The organism is Lysinibacillus sp. PWR01, assembly GCF_043359455.1.
Lineage (GTDB): Bacteria > Bacillota > Bacilli > Bacillales_A > Planococcaceae > Lysinibacillus > Lysinibacillus fusiformis_F.
In genome coordinates this window covers 162,364-180,544 of sequence record NZ_JBHERJ010000067.1, presented here as the reverse complement: position 1 = coordinate 180,544, position 18,181 = coordinate 162,364, and the positions used below count along the sequence as shown (strand labels likewise).

At 32.4% G+C, this 18,181-nt stretch carries 23 protein-coding genes; 14 read left to right on the top strand and 9 right to left on the bottom strand.

Annotation, left to right across the window (positions count from 1 at the left end; all coding sequences use genetic code 11):
• Positions 1–24: 24 nt before the first annotated feature.
• The 7 genes from ACEVFT_RS14125 (at position 25) to ACEVFT_RS14095 (ending at position 3,382) form a co-directional block, all read left to right on the top strand.
• Entirely contained in the window at positions 25–597 is a 573-nt protein-coding gene (locus tag ACEVFT_RS14125; protein WP_393950469.1) for a hypothetical protein, read from the top strand.
• A 108-nt stretch (positions 598–705) separates the two neighbouring features.
• A complete protein-coding gene (locus ACEVFT_RS14120) occupies positions 706–1,551 on the top strand; it encodes a major capsid protein (protein ID WP_393950467.1) in 846 nt (281 codons plus the stop codon).
• 234 nt (positions 1,552–1,785) lie between these two features.
• Positions 1,786–1,989 (top strand): hypothetical protein, encoded by a 204-nt coding sequence (locus tag ACEVFT_RS14115; RefSeq protein WP_393950466.1) that lies wholly within the window; start codon positions 1,786–1,788, stop codon positions 1,987–1,989.
• A 294-nt stretch (positions 1,990–2,283) separates the two neighbouring features.
• A complete protein-coding gene (locus ACEVFT_RS14110) occupies positions 2,284–2,568 on the top strand; it encodes a hypothetical protein (RefSeq protein WP_393950465.1) in 285 nt (94 codons plus the stop codon).
• Positions 2,569–2,625: 57 nt separating this feature from the next.
• Positions 2,626–2,853 (top strand): hypothetical protein, encoded by a 228-nt coding sequence (locus tag ACEVFT_RS14105; RefSeq protein ID WP_393950463.1) that lies wholly within the window; start codon positions 2,626–2,628, stop codon positions 2,851–2,853.
• Between the two features lie 21 nt (positions 2,854–2,874).
• Positions 2,875–3,132: a hypothetical protein gene (locus tag ACEVFT_RS14100; protein ID WP_393950461.1), complete on the top strand. Its 258-nt coding sequence runs from the start codon at positions 2,875–2,877 to the stop codon at positions 3,130–3,132.
• Between the two features lie 28 nt (positions 3,133–3,160).
• Complete coding sequence (locus ACEVFT_RS14095) at positions 3,161–3,382, top strand: hypothetical protein (protein WP_393950459.1); 222 nt, start codon at positions 3,161–3,163, stop codon at positions 3,380–3,382.
• Positions 3,383–4,172: 790 nt separating this feature from the next.
• Here the strand turns inward: ACEVFT_RS14095 and ACEVFT_RS14090 are convergent.
• Positions 4,173–5,309 carry a site-specific integrase gene (locus tag ACEVFT_RS14090; RefSeq protein WP_393950458.1) on the bottom strand — a complete coding sequence of 379 codons (1,137 nt, stop codon included), beginning with the start codon at positions 5,307–5,309 and terminating at the stop codon, positions 4,173–4,175.
• Between the two features lie 245 nt (positions 5,310–5,554).
• Between ACEVFT_RS14090 and ACEVFT_RS14085 the strand changes: the two genes are divergently transcribed.
• The gene (locus tag ACEVFT_RS14085) at positions 5,555–5,917 is read left to right on the top strand and encodes a cyclic-phosphate processing receiver domain-containing protein (protein WP_393950457.1); all 363 of its coding nucleotides are present in this window, start codon (positions 5,555–5,557) and stop codon (positions 5,915–5,917) included.
• 167 nt (positions 5,918–6,084) lie between these two features.
• Here ACEVFT_RS14085 and ACEVFT_RS14080 read toward each other — a convergent pair whose 3' ends face one another.
• Positions 6,085–6,741 carry a site-specific integrase gene (locus ACEVFT_RS14080; protein WP_393950456.1) on the bottom strand — a complete coding sequence of 219 codons (657 nt, stop codon included), beginning with the start codon at positions 6,739–6,741 and terminating at the stop codon, positions 6,085–6,087.
• A gap of 52 nt (positions 6,742–6,793) precedes the next feature.
• Positions 6,794–6,967: a hypothetical protein gene (locus tag ACEVFT_RS14075; protein ID WP_393950455.1), complete on the bottom strand. Its 174-nt coding sequence runs from the start codon at positions 6,965–6,967 to the stop codon at positions 6,794–6,796.
• 781 nt (positions 6,968–7,748) lie between these two features.
• Between ACEVFT_RS14075 and ACEVFT_RS14070 the strand changes: the two genes are divergently transcribed.
• The 5 genes from ACEVFT_RS14070 (at position 7,749) to ACEVFT_RS14050 (ending at position 11,755) form a co-directional block, all read left to right on the top strand.
• Positions 7,749–7,871, top strand: coding sequence for a hypothetical protein (locus ACEVFT_RS14070; protein WP_393950454.1), 123 nt, complete (start codon positions 7,749–7,751; stop codon positions 7,869–7,871).
• Between the two features lie 231 nt (positions 7,872–8,102).
• Positions 8,103–9,236 carry a hypothetical protein gene (locus ACEVFT_RS14065; protein ID WP_393950452.1) on the top strand — a complete coding sequence of 378 codons (1,134 nt, stop codon included), beginning with the start codon at positions 8,103–8,105 and terminating at the stop codon, positions 9,234–9,236.
• An 897-nt stretch (positions 9,237–10,133) separates the two neighbouring features.
• Positions 10,134–10,376, top strand: coding sequence for a hypothetical protein (locus tag ACEVFT_RS14060; protein ID WP_393950450.1), 243 nt, complete (start codon positions 10,134–10,136; stop codon positions 10,374–10,376).
• Positions 10,377–10,898: 522 nt separating this feature from the next.
• A complete protein-coding gene (locus ACEVFT_RS14055; RefSeq protein ID WP_393950449.1) occupies positions 10,899–11,363 on the top strand; it encodes a hypothetical protein in 465 nt (154 codons plus the stop codon).
• Between the two features lie 17 nt (positions 11,364–11,380).
• Positions 11,381–11,755: a DNA adenine methylase gene (locus tag ACEVFT_RS14050; protein ID WP_393950447.1), complete on the top strand. Its 375-nt coding sequence runs from the start codon at positions 11,381–11,383 to the stop codon at positions 11,753–11,755.
• Positions 11,756–11,758: 3 nt separating this feature from the next.
• Here ACEVFT_RS14050 and ACEVFT_RS14045 read toward each other — a convergent pair whose 3' ends face one another.
• Positions 11,759–12,157, bottom strand: coding sequence for a hypothetical protein (locus ACEVFT_RS14045; protein WP_393950446.1), 399 nt, complete (start codon positions 12,155–12,157; stop codon positions 11,759–11,761).
• Positions 12,158–12,336: 179 nt separating this feature from the next.
• On the opposite strand from ACEVFT_RS14045, the gene ACEVFT_RS14040 reads away from it, so the two are divergent.
• A complete protein-coding gene (locus ACEVFT_RS14040; RefSeq protein WP_393950445.1) occupies positions 12,337–12,840 on the top strand; it encodes a hypothetical protein in 504 nt (167 codons plus the stop codon).
• Between the two features lie 183 nt (positions 12,841–13,023).
• Here the strand turns inward: ACEVFT_RS14040 and ACEVFT_RS14035 are convergent, their stop codons facing one another.
• The 5 genes from ACEVFT_RS14035 to ACEVFT_RS14015 form a co-directional block, all read right to left on the bottom strand.
• Positions 13,024–14,466, bottom strand: a complete 1,443-nt coding sequence (locus tag ACEVFT_RS14035) for an Eco57I restriction-modification methylase domain-containing protein (RefSeq protein ID WP_393950443.1) — start codon at positions 14,464–14,466, stop codon at positions 13,024–13,026.
• 5 nt (positions 14,467–14,471) lie between these two features.
• The gene (locus ACEVFT_RS14030) at positions 14,472–15,131 is read right to left on the bottom strand and encodes an HNH endonuclease (RefSeq protein WP_393950442.1); all 660 of its coding nucleotides are present in this window, start codon (positions 15,129–15,131) and stop codon (positions 14,472–14,474) included.
• The gene (locus tag ACEVFT_RS14025; protein WP_393950441.1) at positions 15,121–15,816 is read right to left on the bottom strand and encodes a hypothetical protein; all 696 of its coding nucleotides are present in this window, start codon (positions 15,814–15,816) and stop codon (positions 15,121–15,123) included. The genes ACEVFT_RS14030 and ACEVFT_RS14025 overlap by 11 nt, the downstream gene beginning before the upstream one ends.
• Positions 15,817–15,824: 8 nt before the next feature.
• Positions 15,825–17,948 carry a sensor histidine kinase gene (locus tag ACEVFT_RS14020; RefSeq protein ID WP_393950439.1) on the bottom strand — a complete coding sequence of 708 codons (2,124 nt, stop codon included), beginning with the start codon at positions 17,946–17,948 and terminating at the stop codon, positions 15,825–15,827.
• A 71-nt stretch (positions 17,949–18,019) separates the two neighbouring features.
• On the bottom strand, positions 18,020–18,163 hold the full coding sequence (locus ACEVFT_RS14015) for a 23S rRNA (pseudouridine(1915)-N(3))-methyltransferase RlmH (RefSeq protein WP_393950491.1): 144 nt from the start codon (positions 18,161–18,163) through the stop codon (positions 18,020–18,022).
• Positions 18,164–18,181: the final 18 nt, after the last annotated feature.

The following is an 18,181-nucleotide window of genomic DNA, read 5'->3' as shown; positions in this document are numbered from 1 at the left end:
TATTCAAAAAGGGGAATAGATACTATGAAAAATATAAAGAAAATAGTGGCTGGCTTGTTGAACAAAGCTTCCGATGCATCCACAAGCTATGAACTTGCATTGGAACGTAAACAAGAAGAGTTGGTTCAGCTACAGCTACACCTTCAGGATGAACAAAAAAAGTTAAAGGATTATCACAAACTAGCATTGCTTCAGCAAGTTTCTGAACAAACGTATGAGGAACAGAAGCAAGTTGTGACATCTATGACTGATAAAATTCAATCTATCCAGCTTGAAATGAAACAAATTGAATTGTATAAGACCGAAGATGTAAATGCCGTGATTGCGGAGATTCAATCTAACAAAGCAGAAATGAATAAGGCACAGCAAGAGGAAATACAAGCAATTAAAGAAGGCATTGCAGAAGCAAAGAGTGAATATCTGCAAAAGCTTTCAATTTTAGGTGAACAGTATGATTCTGCAATTAAAGAAGAAGGACTACTGCAAAGCTTCTTAGTGGATTTAGGAAAGCAACCTAACGTCTATCTGCCATACAAAATGGAGATTTTAGGTGCTGGTGCAACAGTTTCGATTCATGAAGTAGAAAACAACCTTTAAAACAACCAAATATTAGTGCACCCATGCACCCCAACAAAGCTAACTGATGAAATCCAGTTGGCTTTTTTCATTGCAAAAAACTTACAAAGAAATGGAGATTGATTTTATATGCCAGGAATTACACTTACTGAAGCTAGCTACTTAACAAGCAACCCAATGAAGAAAGGTATCATCCAAACGATTGCACGTGAATCAGCTGTATTAGAAGTATTGCCATTCGAAACGATTTTTGGTGCTACGTATGGCTTTATCCGTGAAGAAACAGACGGTGGTGCAACTTTTCGTGCAGTAAATGAAGAATATATTGTTGAGAACCCTACCAATTCGGAACACTTCGAGGAACTACGCAGACTAGGTTCAAAGGTTGAAGTTGACCGTTATATTGAATTGACTGGAAATCTAAACAATGTACGTGCTGAAGCCACAGCAAGCAAGGCAAAGGCTATTGCCAACCACTTTACACAGACTTTCTTCCACGGTGATTCATCTGTAAACCCTATGGAGTTTGACGGCTTAAATAAGCGAATGGACGCTACACAGGTAGTTGATGCTAGTGGCTTCCCATTACACACAGGATTAATCCACCAGCTGTTAGATAAGGTTCAGGGCAATGCTAACGTTATCTTTATGAACAAAAAAACACGCCGTAAAGTAAATGAATTGTTCATGGCACAGAAAGCCTTCATTGAACCTTCACAAGATGCCTTTGGGCGACCTGTTCAACGCTTCGGTGAAGTTCGTATTGCAGTTGTAGAGGACATGTATTTACCTGACAACGCTATCTATGCAATGTCACTTGGTCCTGAATCTGTAACAGGTATCCAAGCTGGTGAAATTACAGCCGTAGATAATGGGTTACGTGGTACTACCTACGAAACTTTAATTGAATGGTACGTCTCAATTGTGGTAAGCAATCCTTACAGTGTTGCGAAATTAAAAGACTTTACAATCTAGTAGCAATCTGAAGACTTCAGCCATCTTCAGATTGTTTTATTACCAGCTATGCCCCCATAGTTGTCACCCTATTAGTTCGTTATGAACTGGTAGGGGATTTTTTTTGCATTGTTATACATTTTATTCTAGTCAAACAGCACTTAAATCCCATGTTATTATGCTACAACCCATGTTAAAATATGACTAATACATAATTAATATATACTTAAAATACATGTTTAGAGGTGTTGGAATATGGCAATTGAAACATTAAAGATTATCGAGAGACTTCAAGAAATTTCTACAGATATAGGTGTAATGAAAACAGACTTGAAAGGCGAGATTAAAGAATTGAAGAAAGAAGTTGCTGAAGTACACCAGCGTCTTAGGGTAGTCGAAACCAAACTTGAATCATTAGAAAAGATGTTAGTGATAACAGACGCTACTTTACTACAATAAATTAAACTATGAACATAAGTATTTACATTGAAACTGAATATTTAGAAAATACATCAGACAACGACCAGTTGGCTAACCTTCCTTAAAGATGTTTTCTATATTATTAAAGTTCACTGGCTTCAATGTCAGGGATGAAGCTACTGATGATGTAATTTTGAATATTGTACTTCTACGGAAGAAAATAAAGATATAAATTTATTGAAGGAAAAGTTAATCCAAGTAGCTACTTATTAGGATGAAGTTGAATATACTGATGTGTACTAAAATGACAATACAAACGAACTTACACAAATTATGGAATTGCTACAAGGTATGCAATCTGATATGAAAGAAATGAAGCAAGACATGCACCAACGCTTTGATGCAGTGGACAAACGCTTTGATGGTTTGGAAAAGGAAATCAAAGAACTACGAATTGAAGTAAATGAGTTCAAACAGGTTTCTACGGAAGAACACAATAGAGTAGTTGAAAATGTTGACACTATCACACAGAAAACAGCTAAACATGCAGGGTATATTAATTACCTAGCTGGTGAAGTTGGCAAGCACAGTATGATTTTAAATGTAATAGACAAGTAATAAAACAAGGCATTCAAATGAGTGCCTTTTTATTCCGACTGAAAGGGGAAATTAACAATGGATGATAAGAACGACAATGAAGCTAAAAAAGCGATTATGGACATGCTGGTGGAAATGTCCAACACACTGAATACAATGTCTGATTCAATGGGCAAAAGGTTCGATTCACTAGATGCTGACATAAAAGAAATACGTACCACCTTCAGTGAACACACTGAAAACATGAAAGAACGGTACGCTAAAACACACACTATGCTGGATAAAATAATTGAAAACCTTAAATGAACAGGAATGGAGAATTGAACAATGGATGATAAAGAAGCAAAAGTGTTTATAGACATGCTGAAGGAACTTCAGTGCAATATGGATAGCTTTCATGCAAATATAAAAGAACTTAACACAGAATTGCACACAAGTTTTGATTCAATGCACACACAATTAGATTCACTCGACAAAAGTCTTGATAGAATCAGTCAACTAGCTGAAGAAGAAATACAACGTGAAAAGAACCGAAAAGCACAGTACGCTGAAATGCTAGAAAGATTAAAGAACGGTACTCAATAGAATGTATTAATCTGAAGGGGCTGAAAGTATGAAAGCAGACAGAGATTACTTTTATGAACTGGTGGACAAAATTCCTGAAGAAAAGCTTTCAGAATTACGAACGGTTTTACTGAAGATGGCTATACCTGAATTTGAACCCACTGAAGAAGAACGTGAAGCAATCAGACGTGGTAAAGAACAGTTTGAAAAAGGCGAATATGTTTCTTATAAATCTGTAGAGGACTTTGAAAGGGATATAATGAATGATTAAGTATGAAGTACAGCATAATATTTAAATTACATAAGGAAGGGTATCCTATATGAAAACTAAAAAGTTATTACTGGGACTTGGTTTGCTTTTAATGTTTGGGATTATAGCTTATATGACCCTAAGAAATTTTGCTGGTAACTTGATGGACTCTCTCAATACTATGTAAATATTTTTGAATAGAGGAACAATAAGATAAATACCTTCATTCAGTGCGAAATATGCAGTAAATCACAGCACTCTTTCGAGTGCTTTTTTGGGATGTGTCTGAAAACAGTATGCCCATTGTTTAGGGGTGAAACATTGAGATATCTAGATAGGCAAGAAACACGTAGTTTATGTACACTTAGCAATCTATATGTGAATATATAGAGGATTCAGGGTATCTATTAAAAGATTCTCTTTTTATTTTGGAAAAATACGCTATAATGGATAAAGGAAGGTTTACAAAACCGAGTTTATATTAAATGTAATACACCTTAACTATATAAATATGGTATGGAGTACCACCTGAGTCATCGGCAAGAGATTTCCAGGTTAGCGTACAGGACGCCTGTTTGTCGGCATAATGTTACGTGAATCCTAAATAGGCAAACTACACGCGTAGAAGCTGAAGTATTGGAGTCTTTGGACGCGGGTTCGACTCCCGCCGTCTCCATACATTAATTTTCTAGAGTTATCTAGAGTGGTCAAAACCCTTGTATATCAAGGGTTTTTTCTTTTTTAGTTGTACTGAGTTTTCTGGGATTTCTATCGGAATCTGGCTAAAAATCTGGTCACTTTTGGGTCAAGTTTATGAGTTTAAGTACGTCACAAACTTATTAATTGTGTCATTTTTTGCACGCTTTGATAGATGCGTATAGATGTTAAGCGTTGTTTGCACATCTGTGTGACCTAATCGTTCTTGTACTTCTTTGACACTTGCACCTGCTTCGAAAAGTAAAGAGCAATGTACATGACGAAATGAGTGAACATGTGTATAGGGCAAGCTGTAATTGTCGATGATTTTCATGAGCCATTTTCTAGGAACCGTTTGTTGCAATAAGCCATTTTGTTCGTTTGTAAACATTAATTGACTTTTGTCATTCGCATTTGGAAATTTAACTTGCTGAATCTTTTTCCATTCGGATAAGATGCTGCATGTTTCGTCATCGATTAAAAGCTGGCGTATCGTATCGGTTTTAGTTGATTTGATATAAAGCTTATTATTTTTACCTCTTGAAAGAGCTTTTGTAATGAGCAGTTCCTTTGTATCGAAATTTAAATCCGCCCAAGTTAATGCAAGTGCCTCCCCCTTACGGATGCCTGAAAAAGCAAGCAGGTAGAAAAATGCGGTTATTTGAGCGTAACCATATTGCTTTAAGCATTGAAGAAAGTTAATTAGCTGCTCCTTTGAATAGTAGTTGACCTCGCTAACTAGTACATTAGAAGCTTTGATTTTTGGAAGATCCACTAGCTTGAATGGATTAGAGCTGATGTACTCACGCTTAATAGCGAAATCAATTACTTTAGATGCGTAAGTTTTAACCATTCGAAATCTTTTTAGTTTCAAGGAACAGTCATCAACAAAGCTTTGGCAGATTGCTATACTCAATTTCTCAATTCGGTAGTGACCTAAAGCAGGTAGAATGTGATTTCTGAAAATTCCTAGTGTTTTGACAAATGTACTTTCTTCGACCGTTCTTTCGTAGTGTTGAATCCAGACATTATATAGATCCTCGTATGTTTCAGTTATAGGCTTCTTATACTCCCCTTTACTAACTTCGACTCTTAATTGAGCTAAAGTGAGACTAGCCTCTTTTTTTGTTAGAAAGCCTCGTCTAGTAACGTGAATTTGTTTGCCTGTTTGACTATCTATTCCTAAATAAAGCTTAAACATGTAGTAGGTCTTGCCATCTTTTTTTGTATATGATTTAATAGGGTCTTTCATTAATATGCCTCCTAGAACCATACAGGGAAACTAGGGGTACAGTTAATGCTGCGATTAACCATATTGTAAGTATAGCGTATAAAAAATGGTTTCCCAATAAATCAGCTACCTTTATTTTGGTAGCATTTAATGTAGAAATAATGGTGATAGCAAAAAGGCTATTTGTAATTAGTGGTTGAATGTTTGCAAAATCTTTTATTACACTACACAATTGAAACAAACGATGCATTAAGGGTGTGATTATTTTGGGTACACAAAAAATAAATCTCTATGTGGATGATTTAAGAGATTGTCCGAGTGGTTTTGTTGTGGCAAGAACGTTTCATGAAGCAATTCACTTACTTGAAAATCACGAAGTAGATATACTTTCTCTTGACCATGATTTAGGAGAAAATCTACAAGGTAAGCTATTGCCAACAGGTTATGACTTAGTAAAATATATTTGTGAAAAAGGGTTACGGGCAAACAAAATATATATTCATACGGACAACCCTGTTGGTAGAGAGAATATGTATCAAACGTTGCATGGGGCAAAGCGAAGAGGTTTCATTGATTCAGATATTGAAATTTATCACTATCCGATTGCTAAAAATAAGTACTCTGGTTAGTTATTTGAAAACATATGCAGCACATTCCATCAAAATTATTGAGTGCTCAATAGCAATCAAATAAGTTATTCCACTACTTATTGTGAATACCTGTTAAAAATAGAGAAAGAACAAGTGCCAAAATACAAATGTACTTTGGCACGGATGGAGATTTAATTAACAATCATTTATACAGTTTGATTAGATGGCTTTACTAATATATTATCTAATTCAGGGATGCAATGAATATACAAATCTATTGTTGTTATTATATCTATGTGACCTAAGAAATGTTGGATAAATTTAATATCTTTTGTTTGGTAATACATGCGGGTAGCACAAGTGTGACGTAAGCCGTGAACTGAAACAAGCTTTAAGCCATGTTGAGTATGGAATTTTTTTAACCAACTATTTAAATTAGAGTTGATGTAAAAAGTATTTTTATTGTTTAGGAAGATAAACTGCTTATCGCCTTGATGCTCAAGACTTTGCCATTTTAATTGCTCTGCTTGGAGCTCCTGCCATTTAAATAATGCTTGCAAAGTTTCCTCTTCAATATCAAGCGTTCTTTCACAATAGCTCTTCGGAACTTTAATATAAGGCTCATTCATTCCGTCCAAACTAATGGTTTGGTGAATACGGATTGTTTTGTTTTGAAGATCAATATCTTGCCATTGCAGTGCAAGGAGCTCATTTTTGCGTAAGCCCAAGAGAAAACTTGCGATTTTTGAAATATCATCTGTTGCTTTCAACTTTTGAATGAATTCGTCCGATTCATCTGGGGTATAGAATAATTTTTCAATTTGATTTTTTGTACCTTTAACAGCTTTGTTCATTGTTGTCATTAAAATGATCTCCTTTTGTGTTTTCTATTATTTTTTTATTCTTGTACATTTGTTAAAAAGTGATTGATTTTCGTTTTTGAGAATCACTCGCTTCGACAAAGTTAACTATCGTTACGCCACGAATCAATAAGCATTTTTCAAAGATTTGTTCAAAGTTATTATCAAGAGTAAATTCAAGCTCTGTTACAATGTTTTTTTCAATGTTTTGTGTAGTTAAGTTTTCCATTTGTTTGTTCCTCCATAATAGATGGTAAGTGTTATTAAGCCAGGTAGGTTGTTTAAGCATTAATACGACATTCTATACACTTCCAGAAAAGATGATTCAAAAAAAGTGTCGAATAAGTAGATTCAGCTATTTATAAGCTTTCTAAGTCGGACAGAAGCTAGGAATAAGATAATTAAAATTGTTTACTTCTGAACATTTAAATTAGGTAGCTATGTTGTATAATTGGAAATTTTAGATTCGAAGAGAGGGGGTATGGAGAATTGTTCGTTATGTAATTTAGAGTTGGAAGCGACACAAAATATCATCTTAAGTAATGAGTATTACATATTTTTTTAATTAGAGCAGGCACGCATATAGGGTATTCAGTTGAAAGAATCGGGTATCATAGTGCCTAAAATACATAGAGTGACAGCATTTGATTTATCAGCTGAAGAATAGGATGTAATCTCTACACTACTCTGGTTGACTTGGAATAAAGATTGATTAAAACGGTAAGTTTAAACGATAGTGCATAAAAGGTGTATATGAATGAAATGCAGAAAAACACTTAGTACATTGGTATGACAACGTTTTAAGTGTTTTATTTCGTCCCAAAACTTACGTTGGGTAACTTTTCTCTGAGATTCTATTTATATGTTATCGTCATTCAGAACAAGTGGATCGAACAGTCTTCTTTAAAATGATTTTTCGCAGCATCTCAGAGCGTTATTTAATGTTAAAATTGAACCAACCTTGTCTTAAAGGAGAATTTTAATGAAAAAGCTATGCAGGAGGGTCAAACATGGGCTTGAAACGTACTATAAAGAGAAAATCTACACAGCCTCACACCAAAGTAACTAATTTTGGATTTGATAACACGATTAAGAAAATTGATAAGGCGATTGCTCTGCTTGGACAAAAATAGCTCATTTAGTTCTCGATAATCTTGTCTACCAGAATGTTCTAATATTTCGGTTGCGATATGGCTCACATTTCAATTACGAAATACAATTAACATTGTTAATTAAAAAATGTGTAAAAAATAATTGACCGAAAATGTATTTTTTTATAAAAAATGAGAATAATAAAACTTTTTGTATAAAATTTATATCTCTTTAACAGAATGTCCTTATAGAAAAATAAGGAGTGGTTTAAATTGAGTAATGAATCAGGAGCAAAAAAGAAAATGTTATCATTATGGGCGACTGAAAAAAACAAAAAAGTAGCTGGGAAAAGTTTTAATACTGTTACAGTAAAAGATAAATACAATGCATTCTGGATTTGTGATTTCAATAATCCTAATTGTCTATTTACAGTAAAATCACCAGAGAAGGTTTATCAAACTATAGTAAGGGGTGGGGTTGTCTGTCAATTTTGTAAAGGTACGAATATAGAAGTAAGTGTTCAAACCAAAGCTAACCATGAACATATCGATAAATATTGGCACAAGGGAAGAAATAGTGCAATGGGTTACATCCCTTCTACTAAAGCTGCAACTTCTAATGATTACATTTATGTAAAATGTGAGGAACATAATTGGGGAATATACGAAGAACAAAAACAAAGGTGTGCTGATTTTACGTATGGTCGTATTGCATGCCCACAGTGTAACGGAAAACAAGCAACAGTAGAAAACAATCTTAAAATTAAGTATCCAGTTATCGCCAAAGAGTTAAATCCTAATTTCAATTCTGAATCGATATTACCTAGCACTTCAGCTAAATATCCGTTTTGGTGCAGCCGTTGCAGGATGTATTATTTAAAAGAAGTACGACAAAGAACTGCACAAAATCAAGGATGTCCAATTCATAATTCTTCCCATAATTTTTCAAGAAGTGAAAGATTATTAAAATTAATATTAAATGAAATTATTGGTGATTTTGATAAGCAATATCTTGATATAACGTGGGAAAGTGGACGTCGTATTGAAATAGATTTATTAGAAAGTTCCTTACTTATAGGCATTGAATTTGATGGTAATTATCACAAAAAAAGAAAACAAGTAAAAAGAGACCAAACTAAAAATGACTTGTTATATAGACACCTTAAAACTATAGGCATGTCATTATTTATTAGAATACGCGAAAAAGGATTACCTGAATTACAATATCACGAAAATCAAGAACTAATTATTTGTGGAAAGTATAGGAATAGTTTTAAATTTCTAATACCTGCTATCCAACAATTAATTACTTTAATTAATAACCGGATGCAGTTAAATATAAAATCTTACTCGGATACCGAACTTTTAATTTTAATAAAAAAGTACCTACCATTAGCAAGGAGTTAGATGGAAAGGGGGGATAGTATAAACAATTCTTATTGAATTTGTTGGGTGAAGAAGATGAAGATTATGAGGATACATTCTAAGATGTCATAAAAATTGGCATCTTATTTTTATTCATTGAGTATTTAATGGTTTCGAAAACAATATTCCTCTAATAGGAACATATGTTTTGTGTGGATATTCCAATAAATAATTATTGATTATTGAAAATATGTTTATGAGAATAAAATCAATCATGATTGATTGAGCTAATACATAGTAGATAGAGAGAGTCTGAATAGAACAGTATAAACTGAGTACCAATAATACTTCACCCACACCAAAAAACGAACTCAAGCAACTCAGAATTTGTAACATTTCTTGTATCTAGCTTACCCATTCCAACCTACATCCTTTTTTTCTACCCAAACACCCGAGCAACCATTTGTTAAAGGAAATCTGAAACTTGAATCCAGAGTAAAAATGAATTAACAGTTAGTCGGCGTCTAGAAATATATAAACTAGAGATAGACTGAGCAAAAATAAATACCATCCAGAGAACAACAACATTTTATCCCACACCACGCAAACCCAAGTAACTCAGCCATTTTCAAATTTCCCATTCAACTTGAGTATTAGCTTTTTACATTTTTAACATTCCCCATAATAACCGAACACCCACTCACCCAATCACTAGTATTGATAATTAGGTCGCAGTCATCACTTCAAAAAAGTTTTTAAAATGAGTTTGATTTTATGAAAAAAGACATAGTGCAGTAAGAGTTTAAAAAAATGATGGTATAAGTGAAATTTTTCTTCATTTTTTATTTATTAGAAGGGTGAGTTGAATATATTTGGGGTGATTTTCAAAAGATGCTCTTTAAGTAGAAAAAAAAATTCTACTAGAGAGGAATGGTATTAATGAGTAAAAATCAATCTGCAAAGAACCAAGTAAAAGTAAAAAATGGGGTATTACTACAGATGGATATTCAATTCCCAAATGGTATCAAAGAAGTAGAAACTGATTGGAAAGTAGAACTACTACTTGAAGAACATCCTGAATTCACTGGTAATGTCTATATTGCCAAGTTTACAAGCAAATGGGGCAATACTAATCCAATTTACTGCCTTTGTTCTGACCTTAATTGCAAGAAAAAACAATAAGAACTGATAAGGGAGTTAGTAAATAGGGGGAGATTTCATCCAGATGAACTTGAGGCATTTATACAGTATGTTGATTGTCTAAAGGTAGCTGAACTAATTACTTCAAATGATGAGGGGTATAAGCAACATATTTTAGGAACTACTGAACTCACAAATAATGATGAAGCTGAAAATGTTTATCGTGCTATTGTTGAGCATGCAATCGAAAATGAATCTGTATTCCCATCTAAGAATTTTGGTGGTTATAGAGCTGAACATGACGGAGTTCGATTAGACCAACCTAAAGAAGAAGCTAAATATGGTGAATATGCTATCGCATTTGAGGCATCAAGTTACGTGACCTTTTAGAAGTTAACAACACTAAAAGACTTAATGCTATATTAGGTGATTTAGCTAAGAGAGGGTTATTTTTTCCAGGCTCATCTGAAAATCGAAAGAAAGTTACCTTACGAACTGGTTATGCTCAACACTGTTATATCTTTAAAATTGATGAATTAGTTTTGTCTGAAGGAGGTAAGTAGAATGTTTGATGTTAAATATATAAAAGTACTCAAAACAATAGGGGGTAAGAGCCGCCTAAAAGTATTACTTCCCATTATTAGATATATATGCAGCACCCATAAAATTAATGGTTTTCTAGGTTTATTTGGAGGAGGCAATAAGTTCGTTCCTCAATTAAATAGGAGAGTAGTACTGTTCAGGCTATATAATGAGCTAGATAATGGTGATAATGGTATCTCAAATGTTATGGCTTGTTTGTCGGATTGGGGTAGTGCGAGAGAATTGGTGAACTTGACATGGGAACTGCAAAAAACAATTAAGAGCGAAGAAGACTTTGAAAAAGCTCGTAAGGAAAAACGCTCCGAAGATACACCTATGCTTAAATCAGCAGCACTTACGATTATTATTGCAGAATATAGTCGAGCCGGAGACAGAAAAAGTTTTTGTAAAGAAAATGCTGAGAAGGGATTAGCTATGATATTTTAGTTAGATACAAAGAGTTAGTGCCGTTATTACAAGATGTTGCAATAACCCAAGCAGACTACAAGTTCTTTATTGAGGAATATAGACACAGAAGCGATTTTCTATGCATCTTAGACCCACCTTACGTGGACTCAGATATCTACGAGGATTCATTTCCAAGATGGAAACATGAGGAATTGGTTAGATTAATTGAGAAGGCTAAGATGAAAATTTTTCTTTGTGGAACTGATAACGATATCTATGAATATCTAGATAAGGACAAGGGTTGGAACAAATATTACGTTGGTGACATTCCAAAAAGCAGTGCAGCGAAATCAGGGGAAAAACAACCTGAATTCATTTGGACCAACGTAAAAGTACCTTTGTATTTGTTACCCAAGCAGATAAAAGAGTAACAGTCACCCACTTACCCGTTCAACCCAAATTTCATTGGGTGAAAATAGGATGTCTAGTGTACGGTTTTTGTACGAAACCTTAATACCGTTTTGTGTGAATCCCTTAGTTGTGCTGAATTCACCCTTTAAGTTTGAGTAGTCGTACTTTGTATGCTCGAAAGATGGTGGTGCAGGGTTTTCTGATGAACCACCGTTTACTACAGGTGGTGTTGGTGTTTCAATACCACCTGTGCTTGTACCAGTGTTAAGTGTGTCCTTGATTGTACCTCCTTTGACTGCATCGTTGTAACGACCCATGAAAGCTACGATGTGCGCTCTTGCAAGCTTTGTGTTTGCTCCAAAGTTGTCTAGTGTTTGACCCTTAGATGCGTTTACCCCTGTTGAAAGCCCATTTGCATACATGAAGTCAACCCTTTGATTGGGGTCATCTCTATAACCTATGGGTAAAGGGTATAATCACTTCAAAAGAATTCATGATAAAAGTCGACATGAGAAAATCAACATTCTATGCAAAGGTTAAAAAATACCGACAACAACAAAAAACATCATAGTTTAAATACAGGATTTGAAAGGAGTATTGTATGGAAGAGAGTAAAACAGGAAGTGTATTACCATTAGAAAATTTAAGAGCAATACAATGTATGCGTAGACTACCACTACCCCGTAGTGTCATTGATACCTACAAATATCAAAATAGGATATTGAAAACCTATTATTATAACTTAAATAATATTGAGGAAACTGAGATGGATGCCCATGATCAATTGATAGTTGACGAACTGGATAAGTACGGTAGAAAAGTATTTCATATTTTCCACTCCAGAGGGATGGTCGAGTACGCTCCAAATAAGAAAGATTGGATGATGAGACGAGCGTATGCATTTATTAACAGAATAAACAATGATAAAAATATTAATTCAATTAGTCATAGTGAAATAGGACAAGGGGTATTAGATGCCTTTGTTATTTGTGAACCAATTAATACTGAAGCTTCTAAAGTATTAGCAAATGGCGTTTTTTCATCTATTAGCTTATCAAAGATTATATGTTTAAGTGGAGAAGAGAAAGTAATTTGGCATTTTTGATAGGTGTAAGATATTTAGAGAATTAAAGTTGAGATTAAGAAGCAATATTAAAAGAACTTCCTATGTTTTAGTAGGAAGTTTTTTTAATATTGGTTAAAGATATTAATAATGTTAATAATGAAAAGCTAGAGAGAGATGACCTATATATGACTCTACTTTACGCTATAAAAGGAGTTTTTGTTTTTAGTGGGGAATTGGATAATTTAAAATATCTTTGACTGAACAACGAACAGATTTACCATTGGCATTTATTCCTCTTAAAGAAATATAATTAAAAAAATCATTTGAATTTAGAATCTCCCTAGCATAAGTTAAATCTTTATCAGCAATTGGTACTATATAAAAACCAGAATAAGGTATGGTTTCTTTATCTAAGAGATAGCAACGAATTTGATGAGTAATTACTGACGATATCATCAGTTTTTCTTGGTCTAAATATAATAATGCTTGTGACCGACCATATTCAAACCATCTAGCGGAATTATCAGATTTTCTATTACTCAACTTATCAAAATAATTTTTTAAGTATTTTGTTGCTCCTGGATAGTTTGATTTGAATTCTTCCTCAGTAATCCTAACTAATAATCCATCTAAGTACTTATATGGAAATATAATGTATTCCTCTTTTCCTAAAGCATATGATCTCGGGCTAGCTGCTTTTCTTAAAATATCTTTTTCAATTATAGACCCTTCTATTTCAATAAAATTTGATGTTTCATTTATAATGTCTGCCTTTTTTATTACATAAATAGAGTTTAGTAATGTAGCAACACTATTGGATACTTTGAAATAGTCTTGAAATCTAATATCATTTTTATTGCTCATATAATTTTCTTCAACACTAAACAACCATTTATTTTCTAGAAGATCTTTCTTAATTTTAAATTCACTAGCATTATCTTCATCAATGTATCGTATCCACTCTTTTTTTACTGATTTATCAAGAAAGATAATAGCAGGAGATGTTAGTGCATCTTTAAAAACTGTGCTTTCTTTATAATCATAAACGGCTCTTAAGAATTTTTTTATATAATCCCTTAAAGATTGTGCGAATACATTTTTGAAAATACTATTTGGGATAATATATACCATTTTCCCTTGCTCATTTAAATCTTGTATACTCTTTTCAATGAAAGCATAACAATAATCAAACTTTCCTTTATCACATGTTGTAAAATTATCTCTTAAAAATTCACGTTCTTCAATTTCCAAATCTTGATATGTTATATATGGAGGATTGCCAACAACGTAATCCACTCCTCTTTCCAATTGATATTTTAAGTAATCTTTATTGTTTATATTCCAATCAACTGACTCGATTCCTTTACTTTTAATAAAAGAATTTAGATTATTTATACAAGTTTCTTTTACATCATTATCTATTTCGAAACCTATTATATACGTCTCTAAGTCACTTTTTATTTTTTTTCTAGAGTAGTTTTTTTTCTTTGCCGCATTAAAATATCTATTAACAATTTGGATTAATACATCCCCTTCACCACAAGAATTTTCTAGTATGTATTTGCCTAGGATTTTTTCACCCTTGTAATTTATGCAATCAAGCATTTTGTTGACATATTGTTTAGGAGTAAAAATTTGACACCTATTTTTCATTGTATTCACCATTAAACTTAGTAATTTCTTCTTCTTTTACTTTCAATTTTGAGTATGAGAGTTTCCATTTCTTTAACGATTCTTTCAGTTGGGTATCTATCACAAAAGTCCTTCATTTCCATAAGCAGAAAATCTAAACGTCTTAATTGATTTTCAAAATTTAAGTCCATATAAAATTTTTTAATATCAGTATTTTCTTTGAAGTCTGCACTAATTTTTATAGAATAGTCATCTTTTCGTTCAAAGATTAAAGGTAATTTATTGTGATCGGGATGTAGCAAGTCTATACTCTCTTTACTAGATAAAAAGTTAGTTTTCCCACGATTACACATTTGACAACTACTAACTAAATTGTCTATGCCGTTTATATGATCATAAGTATATCCTAAGTTTAATCGTAATACTGATTCTGGTATAAAATGATCCACTTCAAACTTTGAAGAATCAATTACCTGCGTACTTATTCCACAATAAGCACATTTTTCATAATAAATAAATCTAAACTTTTTGTTAAAACCATTTTGTCTGTTTCTAATATAATTATATATATTCTCAGCACGAGGGTGAATTAATCGGAAATCACCCATAAAGTCAATTTTTTTAGACCCTAAATTAAAATTATAATTAGTATACTCTGTGTTTCTGTAGTCATTAGCAACAGTAACATTACTTCCCATAATAATTTTTTACCTCTCTAAATAGTTTTATCAATTCATCTAAATCTTGTTTTTCAAACAAGGCTGTATCCACTATCCCTGAAATTGTATTTTGAATAGTGCCAATTAGTACTTCATCTACTTCATTTTCCATAGTCAATTGGTCTAAAACTTTATGTTCTTCTATTGTTGCTAAAATATATCGTATTAACACTGGGAGTAATTGTTTATGATAATGCTCTATAGATGAGCCATTCCCTTTCCATTTTTCTACAGTTAAAGAATTCGCTTTACCTCCATTTTGACTAATAACTATTGTTTTTATAAAAGGGAAGACTTGTCTTAAAATTATTTTAAATTGCTCACCTGTAAATTTACTCAATGGAGAATTTTCATTCTCAAACAACCATGAGTCGATAACAATTATATTAGCCCTACTTACCATCTCATTACTCAAAAGAGTTTTATAGTCGTCGTCTTCTGGTTCGAATTTATAACTATCAAATTGGAATTCATAATCTTTATAAATTTCCACTTTATTAAAAAAACTTGTAATTTCATTTTCTTCAGTGTTATTTTCATAAAATCCAATATTTTGCAATGAATTCTTTTTGCTATTTAGGAACGCACATAATTGATCTAAATACCGCTCAATATCACGATTTAACCTGTCATCTATATAGCAAATGTTAATCTTACTTCTCATCTTTTTCATCACCCTTTTAGCGAAAAATATATTTCAAAACCGTAATTACTAGTTATCTCAATAACTTCTCCGTCATACATATGCAATGTATTATTAACTATCCACATTCCAAGACCATGACCGTCTCTTCTAGAAGTTTCATGCACTTCTAAAATTCGCATAGGATCACTTTTATATTTCTCACTTAATCCTACACCATTATCAGAGTATTTAAATAGCAATTGATTCCCATCATTAGTAACTTCAAAATTAATTTCCAATTGACCTACCATTTCATTGTTTTGAATGCTATTTAATATTAAATTATCAAATATAACTTCTAGTACATCCTTTGATATTTTATATTTAATGGGCATATCGTTTTTTATAGATATATCAAACTTTAACCATGTATATTGAGATGTCCAAGTTTCGACTATTTCATTTAAGGTTTTTTCAATAGACTGTATTTTAGATTGGAATTTTTGTTTCTCTACTTTTTTTAGTATCACGTCTATAAAAGATATCAGCTTTAAGTTAATATCTTCCAGCTCTTCTAATATACCAGGAACGTTTTTATAAGCAACTTTTGTACACTCATCAGAGTTTAAAACCTCCCAAAAGCCATACTCTTTGAGTGCGTTAATTATATCTTCATAACCACTTTTTAATGCACTTCTTTTATTGTATAACTCATGTCCTATTGCACTAGCTCTTAATCCTTGTGTAGCTAATACATTTAAAATTCTAACATCATACTTATGTTGCTTTTCACTTTCAACACGTGCCTTTGTTTGTTCATCAGCTTCTCGTTGAACTTCTATTATTTCTGCTGCTAGAGAGGAAAGTTCTTTTCTTGACATTGTAGTTACTTTTTCAGGGCTTTTTAAAAAGGCTTTTATATGGTTTTTTTCCTCTTTAACAGGCATACTATCTAAATATAATTGATTAATTTTTCTTATAATTGATTGACGGTATTTCTCGAATCTGCTAAGACCAAATCCTATAATTTCCTTTAATAATAAGTAGTATTCATTTTCTTCAAGGCCTTGTCTATTTGCTAGATCTTTCAAATAAGGGTTAATCCTTTTGTCAATCTTTACAAAACCGTAAATTTGGTTACTTCTTACTCTCCAACTACCTGATAAATGTGTTGCAGCTGCTGGAGATTTTCTAGCTCGAGGTGTTATATCTAACCAATCTTTAGTTCCGTCAAAGGATGTTATACTAAATGCATTTCTATACAGGACGATACCTGTAGGCGCTGGAGGTAAATTATTATGTTTGTATTTAAACTTTTGTACATTTTCAGTAGATGTTTTACCTAATAAAAAATATAATTCCGCACTGAAACTACCCAAGCCTGATAAATACTCATCTAAATTATCAAATTTTCCTTTTAATTCTTCAGACATATCAAATTTATCGTTATAGTGATTTATAGACATATTACTAACTAAAGATTCAACTTCTTTTCTGAATTCATCCGAATTCACACTAATTGACAAATTCATATTTGTACTATCATACGATAATGTTATTGAAGCTGAATAATCTTCACCTAATTTAATATCACTAAATGTGTGTTTAATGGGGATTTCTTCATTATTCAAGTGATGTATATTTATTACCATTTTATTATCATTATAAGAACGCCCTAGAAAACTTTTCAGATTCTCTATATCCTTATTTCTCCATACATCTCTTAAATTATTAATCTCGATTATAGTACCTTCAATAATATCAAGTTCAATTTTTTTAAAATCAGTTGTAACCCAGTTAGTTTCCCATAGAATAGCTTCTTCACAAATTTTTTTTGAAAAAACTTTAGCATCATTTCCTAATCTAGCTAAAGCAAATCTACCTACCCCTTTAGAACCTGATAAAACTCTGTCTTTGTAGGTATCTATATTTGCTTTTTTACTTTTCCCTACATGCATCCAATTATTTTTAATATCTTCTTCATTCATTCCACAACCATAGTCAATTATTTTAATATGATTACTATCGATAAAAATATCGCAAGTTTTAGAACCAGCATCATAGCTATTTTTCACCAGTTCGAAAATAGCAGATTCTTTTGTACTGTAATTTTGTCGCCCTAATAGTTCTGCTATTTCTTCCTCTTCTATAGTAAATCTTAAATTCTCCATTGATATCACTTCCTTTATGAGTATTTAAGTTTTCTTGATAACCTAATACATTGCAACTTTTTAGTTGCCGATTATTTATGATATGGCTCATTCTGAAGAATACGATATCCTCGATATATTTGTTCAGTTAATACTAATGCGTGTAATCCTAAGTCAACATCCATAGGTATAATTGAAATAGTTTCATCAAATTCAAAACTAGTAATACCAAGAATGAATGTAATATCTGATTT

Bases quoted from the DNA above. Each gene is read 5' to 3' on its own strand.
- ACEVFT_RS14105 (WP_393950463.1), top strand. From the start codon at position 2,626: ATGGATGATAAGAACGACAATGAAGCTAAAAAAGCGATTATGGACATG.
- ACEVFT_RS14120 (WP_393950467.1), top strand. From the start codon at position 706: ATGCCAGGAATTACACTTACTGAAGCTAGCTACTTAACAAGCAACCCA.
- ACEVFT_RS14090 (WP_393950458.1), bottom strand. From the start codon at position 5,309: ATGAAAGACCCTATTAAATCATATACAAAAAAAGATGGCAAGACCTAC.
- ACEVFT_RS14045 (WP_393950446.1), bottom strand. From the start codon at position 12,157: ATGTATGCAAATGGGCTTTCAACAGGGGTAAACGCATCTAAGGGTCAA.
- ACEVFT_RS14080 (WP_393950456.1), bottom strand. From the start codon at position 6,741: ATGACAACAATGAACAAAGCTGTTAAAGGTACAAAAAATCAAATTGAA.
- ACEVFT_RS14075 (WP_393950455.1), bottom strand. From the start codon at position 6,967: ATGGAAAACTTAACTACACAAAACATTGAAAAAAACATTGTAACAGAG.
- ACEVFT_RS14040 (WP_393950445.1), top strand. From the start codon at position 12,337: ATGGAAGAGAGTAAAACAGGAAGTGTATTACCATTAGAAAATTTAAGA.
- ACEVFT_RS14055 (WP_393950449.1), top strand. From the start codon at position 10,899: ATGTTTGATGTTAAATATATAAAAGTACTCAAAACAATAGGGGGTAAG.
- ACEVFT_RS14035 (WP_393950443.1), bottom strand. From the start codon at position 14,466: ATGGTGAATACAATGAAAAATAGGTGTCAAATTTTTACTCCTAAACAA.
- ACEVFT_RS14115 (WP_393950466.1), top strand. From the start codon at position 1,786: ATGGCAATTGAAACATTAAAGATTATCGAGAGACTTCAAGAAATTTCT.
- ACEVFT_RS14100 (WP_393950461.1), top strand. From the start codon at position 2,875: ATGGATGATAAAGAAGCAAAAGTGTTTATAGACATGCTGAAGGAACTT.
- ACEVFT_RS14125 (WP_393950469.1), top strand. From the start codon at position 25: ATGAAAAATATAAAGAAAATAGTGGCTGGCTTGTTGAACAAAGCTTCC.
- ACEVFT_RS14110 (WP_393950465.1), top strand. From the start codon at position 2,284: ATGGAATTGCTACAAGGTATGCAATCTGATATGAAAGAAATGAAGCAA.
- ACEVFT_RS14095 (WP_393950459.1), top strand. From the start codon at position 3,161: ATGAAAGCAGACAGAGATTACTTTTATGAACTGGTGGACAAAATTCCT.
- ACEVFT_RS14025 (WP_393950441.1), bottom strand. From the start codon at position 15,816: ATGAGAAGTAAGATTAACATTTGCTATATAGATGACAGGTTAAATCGT.
- ACEVFT_RS14060 (WP_393950450.1), top strand. From the start codon at position 10,134: ATGAGTAAAAATCAATCTGCAAAGAACCAAGTAAAAGTAAAAAATGGG.
- ACEVFT_RS14020 (WP_393950439.1), bottom strand. From the start codon at position 17,948: ATGGAGAATTTAAGATTTACTATAGAAGAGGAAGAAATAGCAGAACTA.
- ACEVFT_RS14070 (WP_393950454.1), top strand. From the start codon at position 7,749: ATGGGCTTGAAACGTACTATAAAGAGAAAATCTACACAGCCTCACACC.
- ACEVFT_RS14030 (WP_393950442.1), bottom strand. From the start codon at position 15,131: ATGGGAAGTAATGTTACTGTTGCTAATGACTACAGAAACACAGAGTAT.